Source organism: Paracoccus sp. PAMC 22219 (assembly GCF_000787695.1).
GTDB lineage: Bacteria > Pseudomonadota > Alphaproteobacteria > Rhodobacterales > Rhodobacteraceae > Paracoccus.
On record NZ_BBPH01000127.1, the window covers coordinates 22,850 to 29,039 of the forward strand.

Sequence of the window (6,190 nt, forward strand, 5' to 3'; positions counted from 1 at the left end):
ATCACTCCTCCTTGACGCGTTCGATATGGGCACCCACGCCGCGCAGCTTGCGCACGACATGTTCGTAACCTCGATCCAGGTGATAGACGCGGCTGACGGTCGTCTGCCCCTCGGCTGCCATGCCGGCCAGGATCAGGCTGACCGATGCGCGCAGGTCGGTGGCCATCACCGGCGCACCGCGCAGCTTTTCCACCCCGGTGACGGTCGCATGGCCGCCGTGGACCTCGATCTGCGCGCCCATGCGGGCCAGTTCGGGCGCATGCATGAAGCGGTTCTCAAAGATCGTCTCCTCCAGCACGCTGGTGCCCTCAGCCAGACACATCAGCGCCATGAACTGGGCCTGCAGGTCGGTGGGGAAGCCGGGGAACGGCTCGGTCCGGACATCGACGGCGCGCACGCGTCCGTTGCGTCGCGCGACCTTCAGGCCGCGCGCGGTCTCCTCGACGCTGATCCCGGCCTCGTCCAGCTTTTCGCAGAACGCCGCCAGCAGCTCGATCCGGCCGCCCAGCAGCTCGACCTCGCCGCCGCACATGGCGGGCGCCAGCATATAGGTGCCCAGCTCGATCCGGTCGGTCACCACCGGATGCGTCGCGCCGTGCAGCGCCTGCACGCCCTGGATGGTGATGGTGCTGCTGCCCTCGCCCTCGATCTGCGCGCCCATCGCACGCAGGCAACGGGCCAGATCGACGATCTCGGGCTCGCGCGCGGCGTTCTTCAGGACCGTCGTGCCCCGTGCCAGCGTGGCGGCCATCAGTGCGTTTTCGGTCGCGCCCACGGACACGACCGGGAATTCGAAGATCGCACCCTTCAGCCCGCCCGCCGGCGCCTTGGCATGGACATAGCCCTCGCGCAGGTCCAGCGTCGCTCCCATCGCCTCCAGCGCGCGCAGGTGCAGGTCCACGGGCCGCGCGCCAATGGCGCAGCCGCCGGGCAGCGACACCTCGGCCACGCCGTCACGCGCCAGCATCGGACCCAGCACCAGGATCGAGGCGCGCATCTTGCGCACGATATCGTATTCCGCGCGGTGGCTGGTCATCGCATGGCTGGACAGCGCCAGCACCTGGCCCTCCTGCAGGCTGGCAACCTCGGCCCCAAGCGATCCCAGCAGCGCGGTCATGGTGCGGATGTCGGACAGGCGCGGCGCGTTGGTCAGCGTCAGCGGCTGGTCGGTCAGCAGCGTCGCGGGCATCAGCGTCAGGCAGGCGTTCTTGGCGCCGGCGATGGGGATTTCCCCGTGAAGCGGGCCGTTCCCCGTGACGATGATCTGATCCATCAGCTGTCCTTGCCTGTCTCGCCGCCCGCATCCGGGGCAGTCTTGTTGTCGTTCCGATCCGCCCGCGCCCGCGCCTGTTCCTTGCGTCGCGCCAGATTCGCGCGCAGCGCCTGTCGCAGGCGTTCCTCGCGGCTGTCGGGGCTTGGCTTGTCATCGCGTCGGTCGGTCATGGCAGTCGTGTTAGCGCCGTGCGGGCCGCGCGTCCAGCAAACGCACGCGCCGCGCGCGATCAATCGCCAAATTCCCGAAAAATCGCGCAGACCCCCTTGCAGGGGCCGAAACCTTTGTCTAAACGCCCCCTCACGTTGCTGTGGTAGCTCAGTGGTAGAGCACACCCTTGGTAAGGGTGAGGTCGAGAGTTCAATCCTCTCTCACAGCACCAGTTTTTCCTGAGAGACATGAAGAACTTGTGCCACGTCAGCGACTTGACGCCTCTCTGTGCGATATGCAGGTGGCATACATGGCGCTCCGAATGCCAGCTTGGCCAAACGTCTACAGACCTACATCTAAAATCCAGCAGTCCGATCACCATCGGATAAGGTCACCTTGGCGCTAGTCCAGTCCAGGTCAGTCCTCAACGAATCTCTCCGCATAAAAGACCCGACAGAAGCCAAGCATCGTTTCGCCCTCCGCAAAGAGGAATTGCAGCGAAGGTATCTAAACTGACGCTGCGCCGGGGCATTCACGCCCATTCGGGAAAACGATCCGGGGACCTTGTTTCGGATGTGCCGTATCCTAGGGGTCAGCCAGACCGGTTTCTTGCCTGATAAGGCGGTCCCACATGTCACCGCGGCAGCAGGCCCTGGTCTGTCTGGCGCAGATCCGGACAACTTTCGCCCTGTCGACCGGCACCTGCGGCAGTCCGCGCATGAGACCTCCGATCTTGTCTATGAATGCCATGAGATCGGATGACACCGGACGGCGCATCAGAAGCGGCGCTTCAAATGCAGAGAGGAATTCGAGCGTACAGAAATCTGTCACGTGGACAAGCTCTAGCGGAAATCGACGTCTCTGCAAGGCGTTAGGGGAAACGATTCACCGGATTGCTCTCTGGTCCTCGTCCATATTGCGGCGCATCGTTAGCCGCCGCCCCCTCGCCGCCAGAGGCGCGGCCTCGCGGTACAAACACTGCACCGTGCGCTTGTTGCGCCCGAGGCCACGCCGGGAGTGATTCAACACTCCGACGGCTGGTCGCAACACCGCTGTGCCGGCTGCCAGACATTGGTCCGGAAACGAAGCTTCCCGATTTCAATCACCGGGCGCGGGGACGACTTCGACAACCCGATGGTCGAGCGTTGCGTGTACTCGGACCGATGGCGTTCACCGCTCATCCTTCGAGATAATGAAGCCTGAGTTGATCTGGCCGTTCAGTGGAAAATTGATCCGGTGGATCGATCCCTTGTCCGTTTTACCTTGGCAATCTCGCCAGCGGGTCGAAGACGCTGTCGCCAGGTCAATCGACGGGTTTTATGACGCCGCCTGGCTGCATTCGCCCAACGGACTCCAGAGCCCCATCCCCATCGCCCGAACTGCCAAGAAGCTGAGTTGGATGATCCCCGCAAGAGAATGGAAAGTCCGCCATCCGGCAAGGAGCCTCGATCGATTTCGGCGTTAGCGGTCGGCCTTTTCAAAAAGGTTCGAACTTTCGGAGTCGCACCGCTCGATCCGCAGATTTGGAAAACCGGATGTCCGCTATTATCGCAAGACCAGCACGACCTGGTGATCTTGGGTGCAGGTAGCCGTAACTTAAGCGGAAAGCCTCTTGTGCCACGACAGTGCCACAACGACCAAAGACAGATCAGATGCGAGTTACATCAGCTATTCAGCTAATTTATCCATATCGCTGAAAAGGTGACTTAAGTGGTGCCCGGAGACGGATTTGAACCGCCGACACGCGGATTTTCAATCCGCTGCTCTACCAACTGAGCTATCCGGGCCCCGGTGGACCCTGTCGGGTCTTGGGTAGGCGGTGTTTACGAAGCGGCAGCAGGACTGTCCAGACCGAATCTGCGCTTTTTCGCACAAGGCGTCGCGCTTTTCCGGGGGCGACCTAGTCCCGGTCGGAATCGTCCGTCGGCAGGTCCTCCAACGGAGGGCCGGGAATGACATAGGCGCCGCGAAGCCACTTGGCCAGATCGACATCCGCGCAGCGCTTGGAGCAGAAGGGGCGGTACTGTGGCTGGCTGTCCTTGTTGCAGATCGGGCAGGCCATCACGACCCTCCACTGGCAGCCGCCAGGCGCGCCAAGGGGACGCGGTCACGCTTGCGCGTCAGTTCATAGAGGCCCATCGCGGTCCAGCCCACCAGGGTCGTTTCCGATCCGGCGCCGCGGAACGCGCCCTGCAGGACCTGGTCCAGCGTCGCACGGTCGCGCTTGGGCATCGGCGCGAAATCGATCACGATCTGACCGCCAAGGCCGCGCAGCGCCAGTTGCCGCGGCAGTTCGCGGGCCAGCGCGATGTTGGCCTTGAGGCCCGCGGCAAGCGACGTGTCGTTGCCGGTATTCACGTCGACGGCGACCAGCGCGCGGGTCGCCTCGACATGCGCGTCGCTGCCGCCCGGCAGGGGCACGCGGGACGACAGCAGCGCGTCGACCGCGTCCAGCACGCCGCAGCGGTCGAAGCTGTCTTCGCCCTCCTCGATGGCGTCGGGGGCGGGTTCGGCCCAGTCCATCCACGCCTGCTCCCACGGGGTGGGCGCGTCCAGCAGCAGTTCGGGTGTGCCCGTTGTCTCGGCGCAGATGCGGTCGGCCAGTTCGATCAAGTCGTCCAGCTCGGTGCGGATATCGTCGTCATCCGCGTCCAGACCGACGCTGCGCAGGATCAATCCATGGTCGCGATCCCCCAAGGCTGCCTTGCCGATCGCCTCCAGCTCATCGCGGCGATCCTCGTCGCGGATGCTGCGCGACACGTTGACCCCCGGCGCGCCCGGCGTGACCAGCGCATGGCGGCCGCGAAACAGCAGGCGCGTGGACAGGGGCACGGCCTTGCCGTCCTCGGCCACGCCCGCGACCTGGACCAGCAGGGGCTTGCCCTCGGACACGCCCTTGCGGTCGCGCAGATAGCCCGTCTGACCGTCCGGCAGGCGCAGGAACACGCCGCCCTGCCCCTTCATGAAGCGGTCGGTCGAAGCGCGACAGATCGCCCCCGGCGCCAGCGCGGTCAGCGGATCGCTGGCCACCAGCAGGTCGATCAGCTGACCGTCCTGCATCAGGGCTGCGGATTCGAGGCCGAACAGATGCCCCAGAACGACTTGGCGACCCTTCATCGGGTGTCTTCCTTGATCTTGGGATGGATGCCGATCGCGGCCAGCATGGCGGCGGTTTCGGACAAGGGCAGGCCCACCACGGCCGAAAACGATCCCTCCAGCCACGGGATGAAGGCGGCCGCAGCACCCTGGATGGCATAGCCGCCGGCCTTGCCCTGCCAGTCGCCCGCGTCCAGGTACCGCTCCAGCGCGGCTTGATCGATGGACCGCATGCGGACCTTGGTCTCGACCAGGCGCAGGGCGGTGCGGGGACCGTAGCGCAGGGCGATGGCGGTCAGCACGACGTGGCGGCGTCCCGACATCAGCCGCATGAAGGATGCGGCCTCGGCCCGATCGGCGGGCTTGCCCAGAATGCGGCGGCCCACGGCAACCGTGGTGTCGGCGGTCAGCAGCGCCTCGTCATCGGCCAGATCCAGCGCGGCGGCCTTTTCGGCGGCCATGCGGCGGACATAGTCGCGGGGCGGTTCGGCCTTGCAGGGGGTCTCGTCGATATCAGCGGGGCGCAGGGCGTCGGGGGTGATCCCGATCTGGGCCAGCAGTTCCAGCCGCCGCGGGCTGGCTGATCCCAGGATCAGCCTGGGGCGCGTATCGGCCATGATGCGGCCTCCGGTGGTGTCGGCCGTCCCGGAGGACGGCTTACTTGAAGCGGTAATTGATCCGCCCCTTGGTCAGGTCATAGGTGTTCATTTCCACCTGCACCTTGTCGCCGGCCAGAACCCGGATGCGGTTCTTGCGCATCTTTCCTGCCATATGTGCGATGATCTCATGGCCGTTTTCAAGCTCGACCCGGAATGTCGCATTGGGCAGGAGTTCCTTCACGACGCCGGGGAATTCGAGCATTTCTTCCTTGGCCATGGTCACTCCGTTCTTGTCATCCCGTCAGATTCGGGACCGACGTTACATGCGACCAGAATGCGGGGAATTCAAGGAAAAAGCGCCCGGTCAGCCGCGCAGCACCGTCAGGTCGGTGCCCGTGGCAAGCCCGAGGTCGTCAAGCGACATGCCTTGGGCGCGAAACGGGTCGGGTTGGGACAGATCGCCCGGCGCATGCGCGCCCATCATCGCGGCCCCCTGTCCCAGCACCCGGGCCGGACCATCATCGGTCCCGGCCAGCGCGGGATCGCGCAGGCGGATCGCGTGACATCCCTCGGCCTCGCCGAACTTCCCGGTGGCCAGGACCTGACCGTCCTGCGTCTCCAGCGTGGCCTGTGTCAGGCAGGTGCGCGGCAGGGTCAGCAGCCGCCCGTCCAGAAACCCGCGCAGTTCGGCCAGCGACACGCGCTTGCGGCACAGGACGCCGGTGACCGCGACGGGGGCGTCCTGCATCGCGGCGGCCAGGCTGATGCGGACGGGGGTGGGAACCGGCGGCGGCGGGGCGGCGGGAGGCGATATCGGGGCGCGGTCGGGCCTGGGCCACGGGCTGCGGCAGGGCCAGCAGCACGCGCCCCTCGCGCATGTCGGGGGCGCCCATCGCCAGATGGAAGGACAGGCTGCGCAGCGGTCGATCCTCCAGCATCAGGGACAGCGGGCGGGGATCGTCCAGATGGGTCAGGAAATGATAGCCGCCGACAGCCTCGAACCCCTCGACCGCCCGCCATCTCGGCGGTCACGTTCGGTCAGCAGGGCATCGATGAAAACGGAACACAGCAG

The 6,190-nt window shown here is 65.6% G+C and carries 8 protein-coding genes and 2 tRNA genes; 2 read left to right on the forward strand and 8 right to left on the reverse strand.

All coding sequences use genetic code 11. From position 1 onward, the window contains the following. Window position 1: 1 nt before the first annotated feature. Window positions 2–1,273 carry a UDP-N-acetylglucosamine 1-carboxyvinyltransferase gene (gene murA / locus TY51_RS14025; RefSeq protein ID WP_042250472.1) on the reverse strand — a complete coding sequence of 424 codons (1,272 nt, stop codon included), beginning with the start codon at window positions 1,271–1,273 and terminating at the stop codon, window positions 2–4. Beyond that, window positions 1,273–1,443 (reverse strand): hypothetical protein, encoded by a 171-nt coding sequence (locus TY51_RS22790; protein WP_197054769.1) that lies wholly within the window; start codon window positions 1,441–1,443, stop codon window positions 1,273–1,275. The genes murA and TY51_RS22790 overlap by 1 nt, the downstream gene beginning before the upstream one ends. A 137-nt stretch (window positions 1,444–1,580) precedes the next feature. Between TY51_RS22790 and TY51_RS14030 the strand changes: the two genes are divergently transcribed. Continuing rightward, a tRNA-Thr gene (locus TY51_RS14030) sits at window positions 1,581–1,655 on the forward strand. A 1,479-nt stretch (window positions 1,656–3,134) separates the two neighbouring features. On the opposite strand, the gene TY51_RS14035 is transcribed toward TY51_RS14030, so the two are convergent. The 6 genes from TY51_RS14035 to TY51_RS14060 all read right to left on the reverse strand — a co-directional run bounded on the left by TY51_RS14035 (window position 3,135) and on the right by TY51_RS14060 (window position 5,866). Next, window positions 3,135–3,210 (reverse strand) — tRNA-Phe (locus TY51_RS14035). Between the two features lie 113 nt (window positions 3,211–3,323). Then, window positions 3,324–3,485, reverse strand: coding sequence for a DNA gyrase inhibitor YacG (locus tag TY51_RS14040; protein ID WP_042250473.1), 162 nt, complete (start codon window positions 3,483–3,485; stop codon window positions 3,324–3,326). After that, complete coding sequence (locus TY51_RS14045) at window positions 3,485–4,540, reverse strand: ribonuclease E/G (protein WP_042250475.1); 1,056 nt, start codon at window positions 4,538–4,540, stop codon at window positions 3,485–3,487. Before TY51_RS14045 ends, TY51_RS14040 begins: the two co-directional genes overlap by 1 nt. Continuing rightward, window positions 4,537–5,136, reverse strand: coding sequence for a nucleoside triphosphate pyrophosphatase (locus tag TY51_RS14050; protein WP_042250476.1), 600 nt, complete (start codon window positions 5,134–5,136; stop codon window positions 4,537–4,539). Before TY51_RS14050 ends, TY51_RS14045 begins: the two co-directional genes overlap by 4 nt. A gap of 40 nt (window positions 5,137–5,176) precedes the next feature. After that, window positions 5,177–5,395, reverse strand: a complete 219-nt coding sequence (gene infA / locus TY51_RS14055; RefSeq protein WP_010397442.1) for a translation initiation factor IF-1 — start codon at window positions 5,393–5,395, stop codon at window positions 5,177–5,179. An 87-nt stretch (window positions 5,396–5,482) separates the two neighbouring features. Continuing rightward, on the reverse strand, window positions 5,483–5,866 hold the full coding sequence (locus TY51_RS14060; RefSeq protein WP_042250479.1) for a FliM/FliN family flagellar motor switch protein: 384 nt from the start codon (window positions 5,864–5,866) through the stop codon (window positions 5,483–5,485). Here TY51_RS14060 and TY51_RS23540 point away from each other — a divergent pair. Then, window positions 5,841–6,190 (forward strand): hypothetical protein (locus TY51_RS23540; protein WP_042250481.1); only part of this gene is annotated, 350 nt, incomplete at its 3' end. The two genes, TY51_RS14060 and TY51_RS23540, sit on opposite strands and share 26 nt — an antisense overlap.